The 15,410-nt window shown below is 72.8% G+C and carries 17 protein-coding genes; 8 read left to right on the top strand and 9 right to left on the bottom strand.

What is annotated here, in order from left to right; translation table 11 throughout:
• Nucleotides 1–3: 3 nt before the first annotated feature.
• Nucleotides 4–555 carry a DUF3027 domain-containing protein gene (locus OVN18_RS07245; RefSeq protein WP_267780043.1) on the bottom strand — a complete coding sequence of 184 codons (552 nt, stop codon included), beginning with the start codon at nucleotides 553–555 and terminating at the stop codon, nucleotides 4–6.
• On the bottom strand, nucleotides 548–928 hold the full coding sequence (locus OVN18_RS07240) for a cold-shock protein (protein WP_267738984.1): 381 nt from the start codon (nucleotides 926–928) through the stop codon (nucleotides 548–550). The genes OVN18_RS07245 and OVN18_RS07240 overlap by 8 nt, the downstream gene beginning before the upstream one ends.
• A 120-nt stretch (nucleotides 929–1,048) precedes the next feature.
• Here OVN18_RS07240 and OVN18_RS07235 point away from each other — a divergent pair, with 120 nt between their 5' ends.
• From OVN18_RS07235 to OVN18_RS07225, 3 genes are read left to right on the top strand one after another with little or no spacing between them, the layout of a single operon-like run.
• Nucleotides 1,049–1,321 (top strand): multidrug ABC transporter ATPase, encoded by a 273-nt coding sequence (locus tag OVN18_RS07235; protein ID WP_267738983.1) that lies wholly within the window; start codon nucleotides 1,049–1,051, stop codon nucleotides 1,319–1,321.
• Entirely contained in the window at nucleotides 1,308–3,173 is a 1,866-nt protein-coding gene (locus OVN18_RS07230) for a helicase-associated domain-containing protein (protein ID WP_267780042.1), read from the top strand. Before OVN18_RS07235 ends, OVN18_RS07230 begins: the two co-directional genes overlap by 14 nt.
• 49 nt (nucleotides 3,174–3,222) lie before the next feature.
• Nucleotides 3,223–4,872, top strand: coding sequence for a DNA repair helicase XPB (locus OVN18_RS07225; RefSeq protein ID WP_267780041.1), 1,650 nt, complete (start codon nucleotides 3,223–3,225; stop codon nucleotides 4,870–4,872).
• 9 nt (nucleotides 4,873–4,881) lie between these two features.
• Here the strand turns inward: OVN18_RS07225 and OVN18_RS07220 are convergent, their stop codons facing one another.
• Nucleotides 4,882–5,592 carry an alpha/beta fold hydrolase gene (locus tag OVN18_RS07220; protein ID WP_267780040.1) on the bottom strand — a complete coding sequence of 237 codons (711 nt, stop codon included), beginning with the start codon at nucleotides 5,590–5,592 and terminating at the stop codon, nucleotides 4,882–4,884.
• Between the two features lie 146 nt (nucleotides 5,593–5,738).
• Here OVN18_RS07220 and OVN18_RS07215 point away from each other — a divergent pair, with 146 nt between their 5' ends.
• The 3 genes from OVN18_RS07215 to OVN18_RS07205 are packed head-to-tail and all read left to right on the top strand — an operon-like array spanning nucleotide 5,739 to nucleotide 8,522.
• Nucleotides 5,739–6,431 (top strand): response regulator transcription factor, encoded by a 693-nt coding sequence (locus OVN18_RS07215; protein ID WP_267780039.1) that lies wholly within the window; start codon nucleotides 5,739–5,741, stop codon nucleotides 6,429–6,431.
• A gap of 12 nt (nucleotides 6,432–6,443) precedes the next feature.
• Nucleotides 6,444–8,180 carry a sensor histidine kinase gene (locus OVN18_RS07210; RefSeq protein WP_267780038.1) on the top strand — a complete coding sequence of 579 codons (1,737 nt, stop codon included), beginning with the start codon at nucleotides 6,444–6,446 and terminating at the stop codon, nucleotides 8,178–8,180.
• A gap of 51 nt (nucleotides 8,181–8,231) precedes the next feature.
• Complete coding sequence (locus OVN18_RS07205) at nucleotides 8,232–8,522, top strand: WXG100 family type VII secretion target (RefSeq protein WP_168915029.1); 291 nt, start codon at nucleotides 8,232–8,234, stop codon at nucleotides 8,520–8,522.
• A gap of 124 nt (nucleotides 8,523–8,646) precedes the next feature.
• On the opposite strand, the gene groL is transcribed toward OVN18_RS07205, so the two are convergent.
• The 6 genes from groL to OVN18_RS07175 all read right to left on the bottom strand — a co-directional run bounded on the left by groL (nucleotide 8,647) and on the right by OVN18_RS07175 (nucleotide 14,226).
• Nucleotides 8,647–10,275: a chaperonin GroEL gene (gene groL / locus OVN18_RS07200; protein WP_267738976.1), complete on the bottom strand. Its 1,629-nt coding sequence runs from the start codon at nucleotides 10,273–10,275 to the stop codon at nucleotides 8,647–8,649.
• Between the two features lie 127 nt (nucleotides 10,276–10,402).
• Entirely contained in the window at nucleotides 10,403–11,503 is a 1,101-nt protein-coding gene (locus OVN18_RS07195) for a DUF3048 domain-containing protein (RefSeq protein WP_267780037.1), read from the bottom strand.
• 79 nt (nucleotides 11,504–11,582) lie between these two features.
• Nucleotides 11,583–12,149: a LytR C-terminal domain-containing protein gene (locus tag OVN18_RS07190; RefSeq protein WP_267780036.1), complete on the bottom strand. Its 567-nt coding sequence runs from the start codon at nucleotides 12,147–12,149 to the stop codon at nucleotides 11,583–11,585.
• Between the two features lie 43 nt (nucleotides 12,150–12,192).
• Complete coding sequence (locus tag OVN18_RS07185; protein WP_267780035.1) at nucleotides 12,193–12,501, bottom strand: DUF3263 domain-containing protein; 309 nt, start codon at nucleotides 12,499–12,501, stop codon at nucleotides 12,193–12,195.
• 224 nt (nucleotides 12,502–12,725) lie between these two features.
• Entirely contained in the window at nucleotides 12,726–13,715 is a 990-nt protein-coding gene (locus tag OVN18_RS07180; protein WP_267780034.1) for a DUF2332 domain-containing protein, read from the bottom strand.
• Between the two features lie 43 nt (nucleotides 13,716–13,758).
• Nucleotides 13,759–14,226 carry a GNAT family N-acetyltransferase gene (locus OVN18_RS07175; protein WP_267780033.1) on the bottom strand — a complete coding sequence of 156 codons (468 nt, stop codon included), beginning with the start codon at nucleotides 14,224–14,226 and terminating at the stop codon, nucleotides 13,759–13,761.
• 56 nt (nucleotides 14,227–14,282) lie between these two features.
• Between OVN18_RS07175 and msrB the strand changes: the two genes are divergently transcribed.
• Nucleotides 14,283–14,699 (top strand): peptide-methionine (R)-S-oxide reductase MsrB, encoded by a 417-nt coding sequence (gene msrB / locus OVN18_RS07170; protein ID WP_267738971.1) that lies wholly within the window; start codon nucleotides 14,283–14,285, stop codon nucleotides 14,697–14,699.
• A 101-nt stretch (nucleotides 14,700–14,800) separates the two neighbouring features.
• The gene (gene msuE, locus OVN18_RS07165) at nucleotides 14,801–15,397 is read left to right on the top strand and encodes an FMN reductase (protein ID WP_267780032.1); all 597 of its coding nucleotides are present in this window, start codon (nucleotides 14,801–14,803) and stop codon (nucleotides 15,395–15,397) included.
• Nucleotides 15,398–15,410 lie beyond the last annotated feature (13 nt).

Below are 15,410 nucleotides of genomic sequence, written 5' to 3'. Positions count from 1 at the left end.
GGATCAATCCTCGTCGGTCGGGTCGTGCTCGGTGTCGTCGTGCTCGGTGTCGTCGTGCTCGGTCATCGGTGCGTGCTCGTCGATGTCGACGCCGTCGACGTCGTCGTCCGGATCGAGGTCGTCCTCGTCGTGCTCGTGATCGTCGTCATCCGACTCCTCGGAGTCGTCCGACTCCTCCGCGTCGTCGGAATCCTCCTCCTCGGAGTCATCCTCATCCGCCTGATGGGAAAGGTACTCCTCCAGGCGATCCGACCACGGCACCCATTCGGGGGCCACGAGCGCGCCGTCGGAGGGGATGAGCTCGGTCTCCAGCACGCTCGGCTCGAGGCCCTCGTTCACCGCGATGGCGACGGCCCACACCCAGCCGGGGTAGCCGCCCATGCGCGGCGAGAAGTGCACGGTCGCGACGGCGTCCTCGACGGTGATCTCGCGGAACGCGCCGACCGTCGACTCAGGGGTGATCTCGGCGAGCGCCGCCCGGGCGATGGGCTCGAGCACCTGGCGGTCGGCGAGGGCGTCGCGGCCCGGCGTCGCCGGGGTGCCCGCGTCAGGCATCCAGGTCGTCCGCGACCTTGCGCAGCACGGCGGCGATCTTGCGGCCGTGCTCGGAGTCGGGGTACCGGCCGCCCTTGAGCTTGCCGCCCATGCCGTCGAGCAGCTTGATGAGGTCCTCGATGATGACCGACATCTCGTGCGCCGGGCGGCGGTTGATCTTGGTGACGCTCGGCTTCGGGTCGAGCACGCGCACGGAGAGCGCCTGGGCGCCCCGCTTGCCGTCGGCCACGCCGAACTCGAGGCGGCTGCCCACCTTGACGACCGCGCCCTCGGGGAGGGCGGAGGCGTGCAGGAACACCTCGGCTCCCTCGTCGGAGGTGATGAAGCCGAAACCCTTCTCCTGGTCGTAGAACTTGACCTTGCCGGTGGGCATGCGCGTACTCCTCGAGATGGGCGGATCGGCCGGATGGGCCCGACGCTCGACGATACCGCGTGCGCGCTCCCCCTGGACCGGGGGTACTGCACTGTCGGAGCGCCCCCCTATCCTGAACCCGTGCCCGAAGAGTCGATCGTCATGAACAACCGCATCGAACGCGTGCTCGCCTACATGGTGGCCGCGATCATCGTGGTGAGCCTGGCGTCGTTCGTCGCGGTCATCATCGGCACCGCCACCGGCATCGGGCGCGAAGAGCTGGCGACCGGCATCTGGCCGCTCATCACCATCCTGCCCCTCATCGGCCTGCCGATCGGCTTCGTGCTCATCATCGTCCTGCTGGTCGTCAGCGCCGTGCGTCGGGGGCGGGCCGCCAAGGATGCCGGCAACTAGCGCGGCCTCCCTCGCTCTCGCGGCGCGCCTGCGCGACCGGAGCGATGACGACCTCGCCGCCCTCATCACCGGGCGGTCGGTGAGCCCCGGCTCGGTGAAGGACATCTTCGACCTCGCCGAGGCGCTGCTCGACGCGCATTCGGTGGATGCCGCTCTCGCCGGCCTCGGCCGCCGCACCCTCGCGGCGCTCGCGACGGCCGCCGAGCATCCCGCCGAGCCCGTGCCCCTCGCCGCCCTCGCCGCCGCGCTGGATCGTGCGGAGCCCGCGCTCGCCCCCGACCTCTCCGCCGCCGACGCCCTGGCGCTCTGCGCGCTCGAGCCGACGGGCGTCACGGTCTGGCCCTCCGTCGGCGAGGCGCTGGCCGCGTGGCCCGAGCGCGGCCTGCCCTCCGCCGCGCAGCTGCGCGACACCCCGCCGCCCGCCGCGCTCGCGCCCGTCGACGACACCGACCGCCGGTTCCTCGACCGGGGGGCGGCCGAGCGCGCGTTCACGACGGCCACGCGCATCGCCGAGATCGTCGCCGCGCTCGTCGCCGCGCCCGCCCGCATGCTCGCGAAGGGCGGCATGTCGCTGCCCGACGCGAAGCGCCTGGCCGAGGCGTGCGGCGCCGAGCTCGACGAGGTGCCCGTGCTCATCGACCTCGCCGCCCTCGCCGGCCTCGTGCACGAGTCGAACGGCCGCACGCTCGCCCTCGACGACGCCGAGGAGTGGCGCCGCCTGCCCCTGCCGACGCGCTGGGCGCGTCTGGCCGAGGCGTGGCTGGCCCAGCTGCCCGATGAGCTGCACCGCCTTCTCGCCGACCGCGTCGATGCGCGCTGGGGCGACGGCATCGCCGACTTCGTCGCCTGGCTCTACCCGGCCGCCGACGAGGCGCTGCTCGGCCGGCTGCGGCGCCGCGGGGCGCAGGGCGACCGCCTCGGCATCGCCGTCGACGGCCGGCCCTCGAGCGTCGGAGCGGCTCTCGTCACCGGCGGAGCCGAGGCGGCCGCCGAGGTGCTCGCCCCGCTCGTGCCCACGACGGTCGACAAGGTCTACCTGCAGCACGACCTCACCGTCGTCTCGCCCGGCCCGCTCGACGGCGGCGTCGACGAGCAGCTGCGCCGCATGGCCGAGCTCGAGAGCGCAGGGCTCGCGGGGCGCTACCGCATCACCGCCGAGACCCTCGGTCGCGCGATCGCGCTGGGCGAGACGGCGGATGCCCTGCTCGCCTTCCTCGCCGGCATCTCGCTCACCGGCGTCCCGCAGCCGCTCGAGTACCTCGTGCGCGAGACCGCCCGCCGCTACGGCACCATCCGCGTGGCCGAGCTCACGCCGGAGGAGACCGCCGACCTCGGCGCCCGCACCGCCGTGCGCAGCGACGACACCGGCATGCTCGACGCCGTGCTGGTCGACACCGCCGCCGCCCCGCTGGGGCTCGTGCGCGTGGGCCCGCACCGCCTGGTCAGCCGGCTCGAGCCCGCCGTCGTGCTGTGGACCCTCATCGACGCCCGCTACCCGGCCGCGCCGGAGGACGGCGCCGTGCCGCTCGAGCGCCCCCGTCGCGGCACCGTGCGCGCGACCGTGCCGACCCCGGTCGACGCCGTCGCCGCCGCCGTGAGCCGCATGCGCGAATCCTCGGCGGCCTCGGGCCCCGACAGCGGCGGAGCCTGGGTCGTGCGGCAGTGGGAGCTCGCGATCCGCGGCAAGCTCGGCGTGCGCGCCACCGTGCGCATGCCCGACGGCGGCGAGCGGTCGTTCGACCTCGAGCCGACGGGCGCCGCGGCGGGCCGCGTGCGCGGCCGCGACCGCGTCGCCGACGTGGAGCGCACGCTGCCGGTCTCGAGCATCACGGCGCTCGAGCCGCTCGACTAGCACCGCCGCGGTCGGTCGCTCACAGGCGGCGCACCTAGACTGGCCCGCTATGAATCCTGACGGCCCGCTGATCGTCCAGAGCGACCGAACCGTGCTGCTGGAGGTGGCCAGTCCGCTGGCCGAGGAGGCGCGTCACGCCCTCGCCGTGTTCGCCGAGCTCGAGCGCGCGCCCGAGCACGTGCACACCTACCGCATCACCCGGCTCGGGCTCTGGAACGCCCGGGCCGCCGGCCACGCCGCCGACGAGATGCTCGCCGTGCTGGAGAAGTACTCGAAGTTCCCCGTGCCGCAGTCGGTCTCGATCGACATCGCCGAGACCGTCGGCCGCTACGGCCGGCTCGTCATCGAGCGCGGCGACGAGGGGGTGCTGCTGCTGCGCAGCACCGACACCGCGGTGCTCACCGAGATCGCCTCCAACCGCAAGGTCGCGCCCCTGCTGGTGCGCCGCATCGACTCGACGACCTTCGAGCTCGAGGCGTGGGCCCGCGGGCAGGTCAAGCAGGAGCTGGTGAAGATCGGATGGCCGGCGGAGGACCTCGCCGGCTACACCCCCGGCACCCCGCACGCGATCGACCTCGACCATGAGGGCTGGAGCCTTCGGCCGTACCAGCAGACGGCCGTCGACCACTTCTTCGACGGCGGCTCGGGCGTCGTGGTGCTGCCCTGCGGCGCCGGCAAGACGCTCGTGGGCGCCGCAGCGATGGCCGCGGCCGGCACGACGACGCTCGTGCTCGTGACGAACACCGTCTCGGCCCGCCAGTGGCGCACCGAGCTGCTCAACCGCACGAGCCTCACCGAGGACGAGATCGGCGAGTACTCCGGCCAGCTCAAGGAGATCAAGCCGGTCACGATCGCGACGTACCAGATCCTCACCGCGAAGCGGAAGGGGCAGTACGCGCACCTCGCCCTGCTCGACGCCCTCGACTGGGGCCTCATCGTCTACGACGAGGTGCACCTGCTGCCTGCGCCGGTCTTCAAGCTCACCGCCGAGCTGCAGGCGCGCCGCCGCCTCGGGCTCACCGCGACCCTCGTGCGCGAGGACGGCCGGGAGAGCGACGTGTTCAGCCTGATCGGCCCGAAGCGCTTCGACGCCCCCTGGAAGGAGATCGAGGCCCAGGGCTTCATCTCCCCCGCCAGCTGCTACGAGGTGCGGGTCGACCTCCCGGCCACCGAGCGCCTGGAGTACGCGGCGAGCGCCGACGACCAGCGCTACCGGATGGCCGCCACGGCCCCGGCGAAGCTCGAGGTCGTCAAGCGCCTCGTCGAGCAGCACGCCGACGAGCGCATCCTCATCATCGGGCAGTACCTCGACCAGATCGACGAGCTCGCCGAGGCGCTCGGGGTGCCGCAGCTGACCGGATCAACCTCGGTCGAGGAGCGCGAGCGGCTGTTCCAGGAGTTCCGCGACGGCGTGACGCCCGTGCTCGTGGTCTCGAAGGTCGCGAACTTCTCCGTCGACCTGCCGGAGGCCACCGTCGCCATCCAGGTCTCGGGCTCGTTCGGCTCGCGGCAGGAGGAGGCGCAGCGGCTCGGGCGCCTGCTGCGGCCGAAGAAGAGCGGGCTGCCCGCGCACTTCTACACGCTCGTCGCGCGCGACACCGTCGACCAGGACTTCGCGCAGAACCGCCAGCGGTTCCTCGCCGAGCAGGGCTACAGCTACACGATCCTCGACGCGACCTCGATCGGTCTCGCCGCCTAGCCCGGCGGGTTACGCAGCACCGGCCGTCGCGACGACGACCGAGGTCACGACCGAGGCGAGCTCTGCCGGGCGGGTGAGCTGCGGCCAGTGCCCAGTCGGCAGCTCGACGATCTCCAGTGCGTGCAGCCGGCGCAGCTCCGCGCCCCACGCCGCCTCCGAGGCGATGACCTCGTGCACGGTCGCGGCGGGGAACTCGCAGGCGATGATCGTCACCGGCACCGCGAACCGCGCATCGTCGTGCAGCTGCTGCGGGTCGGAGGCCACCCGCGCGGGCTCGGGCACGGCGATGGCCGCGAAGCGCGCGCGCAGGGCGTCGTCAAGGTCGACGAGATCATCGGGCTCGAACACCGACCAGTCCGGCAGCGGAACCGCATCGCCGACGACGGGCAGCTCGTCGTTGACGGGCCCGCCCGCGGGGAACGGCAGCGCATCCACGAAGACGACCCGGGCGACGGCCCCGGGTCGCGCATCGGCCGCGGCCCAGGCGATCGAGCCGCCGCCGCTGTGCCCGACGAGCACGAGGGGCTGCGGCAGGGCATCCATCGCCGCGATCACGGCGTCGACGTGGTCGCGCAGCCCGATGCCCGCTGCGGACTCGCCGGGCGCCTTGCCGGGGAGGGTGAGGGGATGCGGCCGATGGCCGGCCGCGACGAGCGCGTCGGTGACGGGCTGCCAGGAATCGCCGTCGAGCCAGAAGCCGGGGATGAGGAGGACGTCCATGGCGGAACGCTACGCCGCCGCACCGACATCGCGCATGATGCGCACCCCGCTCGCCCGGCTGGCACCGAGGTCGGTCGCAGGTCGATATCGCGCGACTTCGGCGCGCCTCTCAGGAAACGTGCAACGAACGCGCAGATACTTGCCTCATGGCTGACGGACCCAAGATTCTGATCGTGGACGATGAACCGAACATCCGCGATCTGCTCACGACATCGCTGCGCTTCGCCGGATTCATGGTGCGCGCGGTCGGCAACGGCGCGCAGGCGATCTCGGCGGTGCTCGAGGAGGAGCCCGACCTGATCATCCTCGACGTCATGCTCCCCGACATCAACGGCTTCGGCGTCACCAAGCGCCTGCGGTCGAGCGGGTACACGAGCCCCATCCTCTTCCTCACGGCGAAGGACGACACCGACGACAAGATCATGGGTCTGACCGTCGGCGGCGACGACTACGTCACCAAGCCGTTCAGCCTCGACGAGATCGTCGCCCGCATCAAGGCCATCCTGCGCCGCACGATGCAGGAGGAGGACGACGCGATCATCCGCACGGGCGAGCTCATGATGGATCAGGACACGCACGAGGTGGCCGTCGGCGACGTCGTCATCGAGCTGTCCCCCACCGAGTTCAAGCTGCTGCGCTACCTCATGCTCAACCCCAACCGGGTGCTGTCGAAGGCGCAGATCCTCGACCACGTGTGGGAGTACGACTTCAACGGCGACGCGGGCATCGTCGAGAGCTACATCTCGTACCTGCGGCGCAAGCTCGACCAGCACACCGACGAGCCGCTCATCCAGACCAAGCGCGGATTCGGGTACATGCTCAAGGCGGCCAAGGTCTAGCCTCGGCCCTCCATGCATGAGCAGCTGACGAAGTGGTGGGAGGGGATCTCCCTCCGATCCAAGATCACCGGGGTGACCGTGCTGGTGGTCACCATCGGTCTCATGATCGTCGGCGCCGGCACCATCACGGTGCTGCAGCAGACTCTCGTCGGGCAGGTCGACCGCCAGCTTCTGCTCGCCGCCGACGAGCTGCGGGCGCAGGGCGACCGCCTCTCGCTCGACGACTTCGATGAGACGTTCACGCCCGTCACGGGCTCCTCCGTGGTCTCCTCGCCGCTCTACTTCGGCGCGGTCGACGCGAGCGGTGCGCTCATCGACGACAACGTGACGGATGCCCGGCGCTCCCAGGCGCCCGACGCGAGCCGTCTCACCCTCTCGTACGTCCAGACCCGCTACGGCGAGGGCATCACGGTGGCGAGCGAGAACCGCTCCGGCCAGTGGCGGCTCGCGGCCTTCTCACTGACGCTCGTCGACGACGAGAGCGAGCCGCGGCCCGCGACGCTTGTCATCGGAGCGGACCTCGCGCCGACCAACGGCATCATCGGCAACTTCGCGTCGATCTTCCTCGGCTTCGGGCTCGTGGCGGTCATCCTCAGCGCCGCGCTCACGCGCCTGCTCGTCTCGTCGACCTTCCGCCCGCTGCGCGACGTCGAGGCGACCGCGGCGCGCTTCGCCGGCGGCGACTTCAGCCAGCGCCTGGGCGGCGCGACCCCCAACACCGAGGTCGGCCGCCTCAACCGCTCGCTCAACACCATGCTCTCGCGCATCGACCGCGCCTTCGCCGACCGCGCCGCGACCATCGCCCAGATGCGTCGGTTCGTCGGCGACGCCAGCCACGAGCTGCGCACGCCCCTCGTGAGCCTGCGGGGCTACGCCGAGCTCTACCGCATGGGGGCCATCCAGAAGGAGGCCGACGTCGCGCAGGCGATGGAGCGCATCGAGAAGGAGGCGATCCGGATGTCGGCGCTCGTCGGCGACCTGCTCGCACTGGCCCGCCTCGACGAAGCCAAGCCCCTCGAGCCCGGACCGGTCGATCTCGTGCTCCTCGCCCGCGACGCCGCCCTCGACACCATGGCCGGCGCCCCCGACCGGGAGGTGCAGGTCGTCATCGACGAGGCCAGCGCCACGCAGTACGGGGAGGTCGACGCGACGCCTCCGGCCGATCCCGACCTCGCGCCGCCGCCGAGGGAGCCGCGCACGAACGGGCGTACGGTGTCGGCCTCGCGGTCGGCGCTGGCGCGCCTGCGCGGCCGGCGGCGGGCATCCGCCCCCGAGCAGTCGGCGCCGCTCGACGTGCCCGTTCCCACGGCGCCCGGATTCTCGGCGGTCGTCCTGGGCGAGGAGAACAAGCTCCGGCAGGTCGTCACGAACCTCGTCGGCAACGCGATGCGCTTCACCGACGCCGGATCCCCCATCGAGCTGGTCGTCGGTCTCGACCTGCCCGCGGGCATGGCGACGATCGCCGTCGTCGACCACGGCGAGGGGATCCCGGCCGAGCTCAAGGAGAAGATCTTCCAGCGGTTCTTCCGCGCCGATTCCTCCCGCACGCGCGACACCGGCGGCTCCGGGCTCGGCCTCGCGATCGTGGCCTCCATCGTCGATCTGCATGGCGGACGGGTCGAGGTGCTCGACACCCCGGGCGGCGGAGCGACCTTCCGCGTGGCGCTGCCGCTCCTCCCCAGGGTCGCGACGCCCGCCGACGCCCCCGATGGCGCCGCGGCGCCGAGCCCCGCACCCGTCGCCTCCTAACCTCCCCCTCGACGGCGGGGAGCGGCTCCGCCGGAGAGCAAGGAGGAGACCATGACCCGGTACCAGGTCGACAGCGACGCGGTGCTGACCGCGGTGAGCACCGCCCGCGGCACGATCGCGCGCATCCAGGGCGAGGTCTCGGGCCTCACGGCCGACCTCGGCGCCCTGCAGGGCGCGTGGACCGGCCCGGCCGCGACGGCCTTCCAGTCGCTGCTGGGCGAGTGGACGGCCACGCAGCGCCAGGTCGAGCAGATGCTCGCGAGCATCACCGAGGCGCTCGGCAGCGCGGGCACGCACTACGCCGAGATCGAGCAGGCGAACGCCCGGCTGTTCCAGCGCTGAACCGACTGGCGCCGACGACCGGCGCCGACGACCCCCGGATGACGACGCCGGGAACGCGGAACGGGGCGGCTCCCTGGTGGGAGCCGCCCCGTTCTGGCGTGCCGGGTGACCGGCGGGGAGGGGCTTAGAAGTCCATGCCGCCGCTCGGGTCGCCCATGGGCGCCGGGTTCTTCTCGGGCTTGTCGGCCACGACGGCCTCGGTGGTGAGGAACAGGCCGGCGATCGAGGCCGCGTTGAGCAGCGCCGAGCGGGTGACCTTCACCGGGTCGGCGATGCCGGCGGCCAGCATGTCGCCGTACTCGCCGGTCGCGGCGTTGAGGCCGTGACCCACGGGCAGGTGGCGCACCTTGTCGGCGACGACACCGGGCTCGAGGCCCGCGTTGAGGGCGATCTGCTTGAGCGGGGCGTCGATGGCGACGCGGACGATGTTGGCGCCCGTCGCCTCGTCACCGACGAGGTCGTTCATCGCCGCGCCCTCGAAGGCGAGCTTGCCGGCCTGGATGAGGGCGACGCCACCACCAGCGACGATGCCCTCCTCGACGGCGGCCTTCGCGTTGCGCACGGCGTCCTCGATGCGGTGCTTGCGCTCCTTGAGCTCGACCTCGGTGGCCGCGCCCGCCTTGATGACGGCGACGCCGCCGGCGAGCTTGGCGAGGCGCTCCTGCAGCTTCTCGCGGTCGTAGTCCGAGTCGGTGTTGTCGATCTCGGCACGGATCTGCTTGACGCGGCCGGCGATCGCCTCGGCGTCGCCCGCACCCTCGACGATGGTCGTCTCGTCCTTGGTGATGACGACCTTGCGCGCACGACCGAGCAGGTCGAGGGTGGCGTTCTCGAGCTTGAGGCCGACCTCCTCGCTGATGACCTGACCACCGGTGAGGATGGCGATGTCCTGCAGCATGGCCTTGCGGCGGTCGCCGAAGCCGGGGGCCTTCACGGCGACCGACTTGAAGATGCCGCGGATCTTGTTGACGACGAGCGTGGCCAGGGCCTCGCCCTCGACGTCCTCGGCGATGATGAGCAGCTGCTTGCCGCTCTGGATCACCTTGTCGACGACGGGGAGCAGGTCCTTGATCGCCGAGATCTTGCCGTTGACGATGAGCACGTAGGGGTCTTCGAAGACGGCCTCCTGGCGCTCGGGGTCGGTGACGAAGTACGCCGACAGGTAGCCCTTGTCGAAGCGCATGCCCTCGGTGAGCTCGAGCTCGGTACCGAAGGTGTTCGACTCCTCGACGGTGACGACGCCCTCCTTGCCGACCTTGTCGATGGCCTCGGCGATGAGGGCGCCGATGGCGGGGTCGGCGGCCGAGATCGAGGCGGTGGCGGCGATCTCCTCCTTGGTCTCGACCTCCTTGGCGCTCTTGACCAGCTCGGCCGAGACGGCCTCGACGGCCTTCTCGATGCCGCGCTTGAGGCTGATGGGGTCGGCGCCGGCGGCGACGTTGCGCAGGCCCTCGCGCACGAGCGCCTGGGCGAGGACGACCGACGTGGTGGTGCCGTCACCGGCGACGTCGTCGGTCTTCTTGGCGACCTCCTTGACCAGCTCGGCGCCGATCTTCTCGTAGGGGTCGTCGAGCTCGATCTCCTTGGCGATGGACACGCCGTCGTTGGTGATGGTGGGGGCGCCCCACTTCTTCTCCAGCACGACGTTGCGGCCGCGCGGGCCGAGCGTGACCTTGACGGCGTCGGCCAGGATGTTGAGGCCGCGCTCGAGGCCGCGACGGGCCTCCTCGTTGAAAGCGATGATCTTAGCCATGTGTGTCTTTCGTCCCTCCCGGACGCAGTACGTACGGTAGCTTCTGGCACTCGCAGAGCACGAGTGCTAACTGCGATTCTGGCACTCGCGCAGGGAGAGTGCAAGCCGACGGGAGGGAGCCGCGCGGCTACTGGAAGCTGAACGACCCGTCGGTCGGAACGAGCTCCACCCACGTCGCTCCGGGAGCAAGACGCACCGCGGCGCCCTGGGCGTCGACGAGCCGCGGCGGGGTGTTCTGATCGGGCTTCGACCAGGTGGCCGGCACGATCTTGCCGCCGGACGAGACCCAGGCCTCGCCGCCGCCGATCATCTGCGTCGTCGGGATGTCCTGGATGACCTGCACGGGCACCCGCATGACGACGATGTTCACCGCGCTCAGCCGGGCACCCGAGGCCGCCGTGTCGGGCGCCCCGCCGGTCATCGAGCGCAGCCAGGTGCCGCTCGCGGCATCCCACGCCCACGACGGCGAGCCCAGGGAGCCGAAGGTCATCGCCATCGAGGTGATCGGCTGACCGTCCTTCGCGGCCGTCGCCGAGGCGGCGTCGGCGGCGAAGGCGAACTGCTGAGCCGGCGGGGCGATGTCGGCGTGCTGGGCGAGCAGCTCGGGCGCGCGCACGATCACGTTGTGCGGCGCCGGGGCGTTCGATCCTCGGTACATGACCGCATCGGTGTCGGCCTGCCCGTGGATGGCGTTGTACACGCGGGTGGCGCGCATCAGGTCGACGAAGCGCTGCTGCCCGCCCGAGTAGGCGACGATGCCGCCGAGCGGAGAGATGATGTCGGGATCCATCGGCCGGATGGAGCGGATGGGGCCGATCTCGGCCGGCACGTCCGAGTGCCAGACGCCGACGTAGCGGGTGAGGCCGCCCTCGACGAGCTCCTCGAAGACGATGTCGGCCCGGTCGAGGCCGACCTGTGGCCGCGCGCGCGGGTGGTTGTCGATCTTCGCGGCGAGGGTGCTGCGGGCGAGCGAGCCCGGCTCCACGGGCTCCCCGGTCAGCGGCGCGAGCTCGATCGCCGGCGGCTCGACGTACGTCGAGACGTACTCGGGGCTCGGCGACGGCGAGGGGCGGGCGTCGTCGACGGGGTCCGGGGCGGGCGCGGAGCATCCCCCCAGAACGGCCGAGGCGGTCGCGATCGCGACGAGGGCGAGCAGGCGACGGGATGCCCCGCGGCGGCGCACGCCCGTGCTGCGGTCGGTCGGTCTGCTCGATCGGGGCTCGCTCATGTCGTCACGATAACCCGACTGTCACCGGGTGCCGCGGCGGCGCGGCGGTTGTGGCGCCCGGATCCCCCGGGCGATGCGGTCAGCCCGCGTAGTCCGCGCCGACGACGACCGTCACGCGCGCGCCGGGGAAGGCGTCGGAGAACTCGACCTCGCCGACGCCGAGCAGCTCGACGAGCCCGCGGGCGATGCCCTCCTCGGTGGGGTCGTCGTAGTAGACGACCGTGGTCGGCAGGTCGTCCTGCGCGGCGTTCGTCACGGCGCCGACCGGCCAGCCGAGCGGGGTGAGCACGTCGGCGGCCTGCTGCCCGAGCCCGGTGACGCCCGAGCCGTTGAGCACGGTGATGGAGAAGCCCTCGGGCAGGGTGATCGTCGCAGGGTCGGTGACCGGCGGCGCCGTCTCGACGGGCGTCTCGGTGGGCTCCGGGCTCGGCTCGGCGCCCGGCAGGGAGACGGGCAGGTCGAGGTTCACCCGGTCGCTGATGATGGCGAGACCGGCGACCCCGGCGACGACGAGCAGTCCGGTCGCGAGAGCCGCGATGCCGAAGGCCCGCCAGCGCGCGAGGGGGTCGCGCGGCGCCCGGTGGGCGCCCACCCGGCCGTCGTGCTCGGGCACCTCGTCGAAGCGGTCGCGCGGGAACTGGGCCATGGTTCGGGATGGACCTTCCGGGTTCGGCGTGCGGTCGTGCCGCTCAGGCGGCGCCGGCAGCGCCGGGTCGGCGGGTGCGGCGCACCTCGGCGCGCTCCGTGCGCACCTCGCGCAGGCGACTCACCAGGACGGGGTCGTAGCGCAGCGCGGCATCGGTGTCGAGCAGGGCGTTCAGCACCTGATAGTAGCGGGCGGCGCTCCAGCCGAACTCCGCACGGATACGGCTCTCCTTGCGACCGTCCGCCGCTCCCCACCAGCGCCTCTCGAACTCCAGCACGGCGGGCAGACGCTCGTCGGGCGCGGGGCCGACCGCGGCGGCGGCGGCCTGGGGCTCACGGCGCTCGGAGGACATGCCGCCAGGGTACGGCGGCGCGGGGGCCCGGTGGCGGAGGCACGGCGGCGGCGGGGTGGCGTCACGGCCGCGCGCCGGCCGGGCGACCCGCGGACGGCGGGCCGGCGGCGCGGGCGGCGGGGGCGGCAGGGGCGGCAGGGGCCGTCATCGGGGCCGGCGGGCCGGTCAGCCGGCGGCGCGGGCGGCGGGGGCGGCAGGGGCCGTCAGCGGGGCCGGCGGGCCGGTCAGCGGGCGGCGACCCAGCGCTCGATGCGGTCGCCGTGCGGCGAGACGACGGCGAGGGGATGCCCGTCGCGGCTGAGCACGAAGTCGTCGTCGTGCGCGCCCGCCGCGAGGGGCAGCACGGCGTCGGCCCGCGCGCCGACCTCGGGCAGCACGCGCCGGCCGTCGAGCGAGATCCATGTTCCGCCGAGGTCGCCGGCGAGCGCCGCGAAGCGCGCGCGATCAGCCGGAGCGAGGTACACGAGCACCGCGGGGCTCCACACGACGAGGGTCGCCTCGGGCGGCGCGTGCGCGGCGAGCGCGCGCAGCCCGTCGACGGCGTCGCCCGCGACGAGATGCGGCGGGTGCTCGCGCGCGATCGCGATCGCGGCGTCGAGCTGCGCGGCCCGCTCGCGCTCCTCCGGCCAGATCAACGTGCGCAGCCAGCGCTCGTCCTCGGCGCGATCCAACCGCAGCGGGCTGCGCTCGAGGCCGGCGCGCCAGACGATCTCTGGCACCCGCCGGGGCACCGGCACGCCCGGCCCGAGGGTCGTGCGCAGGACGAGCGGCGACTCGCCCTCGACCGGGTCGAGGCGGAGCATCCGGCCGCGATCGTCGACGAGCTCGTGGCGGTAGCGGTCGACGAGCAGCCCGAGGCCCGCGGCGGCCCCGACCTCGAGCAGCGCGATCGGGCCGTCGATCTGCTGCAGCGCCGCCAGCAGCGCAGCGGTGCGCCGCGGATCGTTGGTCTGCGTATGCCGGGTGCGGGCGACCGCCGCGACCGCGTCCCACTCCCCCTCGAGCCAGGTGCGCACATCGCCCTGCGGCCGCAGCCCCGTGTACCGGGCCGCGGTGAGCACGAGCACGGGCTGCCGATCGGCGACCGGCAGGGTGTCGATGAGGGCGAGCAGCTCCTCGTCGTCGGCGATCGTCGCCGCCCAGGCGGCGTAGGTGCGCGAGCGCGGCGCGGCCTCGCGGGCGAAGCGCCGGTAGCGGTCGGCCGTCGAGGTCACGCCCGCATCCTGCCAGAGGGGATGCGCGGCGGACGTTCGCGACTCAGGGACGCGCGGCGCGGTACATCGCGCGGTGCGGCAGCCCCGCCTCGAGGTACTCCTCGCCGTAGGGCTCGAAGCCGAACCGGGCGTACAGCGGCTGCACGTAGCTCTGGGAGTGCAGGGCCATCGGCTCGTGGCCGAAGCGCTCGATGACGCGGGCGAGGAGGAGGCTCGAGAGACCCTCGCCGCGGCGGTCGGGCCGGGTGACGACGCGGCCGATGAGGCGCCGGGCATCCCGATCGCCCTCGGCGGGCACCGCGTTCTCGATCACGCGCAGATACGCGGCGACGCCCTGCGCATCGGGGATCCACAGGTGCTGCGTCGACTCCTCGCGGTCGCGGGCGTCCAGCTCCTCCTCGTCGATGCGCTGCTCGAGGAAGAACACGGTCGTGCGCAGCGAGGCGATCTCGAAGAACTCGTCGAGGGTCAGCCGGCTCCACGTTTTCTCGATCGGGGAAGGGTCGGGCACGGTTCGGAGTTTAATGGGGAGGAGATCAACCGCCGCGAGGCGAGGGGGAGGAACGCATGAGCGAGCAGAAGAACGGCACGTACGAGGTCGAGAAGACCGAGGAGGAGTGGCTGGCGGAGCTCGGCCCTGAGCGTTACGCCGTGCTGCGCCAGGCCGGCACCGAGCGCGCCTGGACGGGCGAGCTGCTCGATGAGAGCCGCGCGGGCATCTACACCTGCGCCGCCTGCGACGCGGAGCTGTTCCAGAGCGGCACGAAGTTCGACTCGGGCTGCGGCTGGCCGAGCTTCTACGAGTCGGTGCGCCCCGACGCGGTCGAGCTCATCGAGGACACCTCGCTCGGCATGGTGCGCACCGAGGTGCGCTGCGCGAGCTGCGGCTCGCACCTGGGGCACGTGTTCCCCGACGGTTTTGGCACCCCCACGGGTGACCGCTACTGCATGAACTCGCTGTCGCTGGAGTTCAAGGGCGAGTAGCGCCCGCCCCGGGCGTCGTCGTGTTGCGGCGCGTGACGCCCGGTTGCGGCGGATGACCGTCGGCGGCACGCGGTCGGCGGAGCCCGCCTACCGTGGCCCGCATGACCCCGTCGACCCTCGCCCGTCCGCTCTCCGTCGTCGGCGTCTCCGGCAGCACGCACGCGCCCTCGCGCACGACCGCGCTCGTCAGCGCCGTGCTCGACGCCGTCGCCCGTGACCGCGACGAGGCCGGCGAAGGGACCGACACCCACCTCGTGCGGGTCGACCGCATCGGCGCGGAGCTCGCGGGCGCCGTGCGGCGGGATGCCCTGCCCGCGTCGATCGAGGGCGACCTGCGCCGCATCGAGACCGCCGACCTGCTCGTCGTGGCGAGCCCCGTCTACCGGGCCTCCTTCACGGGCCTCTTCAAGCACCTCTTCGACGTCATCGACCAGCACGCCCTCGTCGGAACGCCCGTGCTGCTCGCGGCCACCGGCGGCAGCGAGCGCCACGGGCTGATGATCGAGCACCAGCTGCGCCCGCTGTTCGGCTTCTTCCAGTCGCTGACCCTGCCGAACCCCATCTACGCGAGCGACGCCGACTTCACCGACTACCGGGTGTCGAACCCCGACATCACCCGCCGTATCGACACGGCGGTCGCTCGCGCGCTGCCGCTCGTGGCGCGCACCTCGGCCGAACCGCGGTCGGCGTTCTTCTAGGTGCGGTCGGCGT

Source organism: Microcella daejeonensis (assembly GCF_026625045.1).
GTDB lineage: Bacteria > Actinomycetota > Actinomycetes > Actinomycetales > Microbacteriaceae > Microcella > Microcella daejeonensis.
The sequence above is the reverse complement of the archived record's forward strand: the minus strand, read 5'-3'. Positions and strand labels throughout refer to the sequence as shown.

What these genes read in the sequence shown, in the direction of transcription:
- OVN18_RS07245 (WP_267780043.1), bottom strand. Translation starts at nt 555, where the DNA reads ATGCCTGACGCGGGCACCCCGGCGACGCCGGGCCGCGACGCCCTCGCC.
- OVN18_RS07240 (WP_267738984.1), bottom strand. Translation starts at nt 928, where the DNA reads ATGCCCACCGGCAAGGTCAAGTTCTACGACCAGGAGAAGGGTTTCGGC.
- OVN18_RS07230 (WP_267780042.1), top strand. Translation starts at nt 1,308, where the DNA reads ATGCCGGCAACTAGCGCGGCCTCCCTCGCTCTCGCGGCGCGCCTGCGC.
- OVN18_RS07225 (WP_267780041.1), top strand. Translation starts at nt 3,223, where the DNA reads ATGAATCCTGACGGCCCGCTGATCGTCCAGAGCGACCGAACCGTGCTG.
- OVN18_RS07220 (WP_267780040.1), bottom strand. Translation starts at nt 5,592, where the DNA reads ATGGACGTCCTCCTCATCCCCGGCTTCTGGCTCGACGGCGATTCCTGG.
- OVN18_RS07215 (WP_267780039.1), top strand. Translation starts at nt 5,739, where the DNA reads ATGGCTGACGGACCCAAGATTCTGATCGTGGACGATGAACCGAACATC.
- OVN18_RS07210 (WP_267780038.1), top strand. Translation starts at nt 6,444, where the DNA reads ATGCATGAGCAGCTGACGAAGTGGTGGGAGGGGATCTCCCTCCGATCC.
- OVN18_RS07205 (WP_168915029.1), top strand. Translation starts at nt 8,232, where the DNA reads ATGACCCGGTACCAGGTCGACAGCGACGCGGTGCTGACCGCGGTGAGC.
- groL (WP_267738976.1), bottom strand. Translation starts at nt 10,275, where the DNA reads ATGGCTAAGATCATCGCTTTCAACGAGGAGGCCCGTCGCGGCCTCGAG.
- OVN18_RS07195 (WP_267780037.1), bottom strand. Translation starts at nt 11,503, where the DNA reads ATGAGCGAGCCCCGATCGAGCAGACCGACCGACCGCAGCACGGGCGTG.
- OVN18_RS07190 (WP_267780036.1), bottom strand. Translation starts at nt 12,149, where the DNA reads ATGGCCCAGTTCCCGCGCGACCGCTTCGACGAGGTGCCCGAGCACGAC.
- OVN18_RS07185 (WP_267780035.1), bottom strand. Translation starts at nt 12,501, where the DNA reads ATGTCCTCCGAGCGCCGTGAGCCCCAGGCCGCCGCCGCCGCGGTCGGC.
- msrB (WP_267738971.1), top strand. Translation starts at nt 14,283, where the DNA reads ATGAGCGAGCAGAAGAACGGCACGTACGAGGTCGAGAAGACCGAGGAG.
- msuE (WP_267780032.1), top strand. Translation starts at nt 14,801, where the DNA reads ATGACCCCGTCGACCCTCGCCCGTCCGCTCTCCGTCGTCGGCGTCTCC.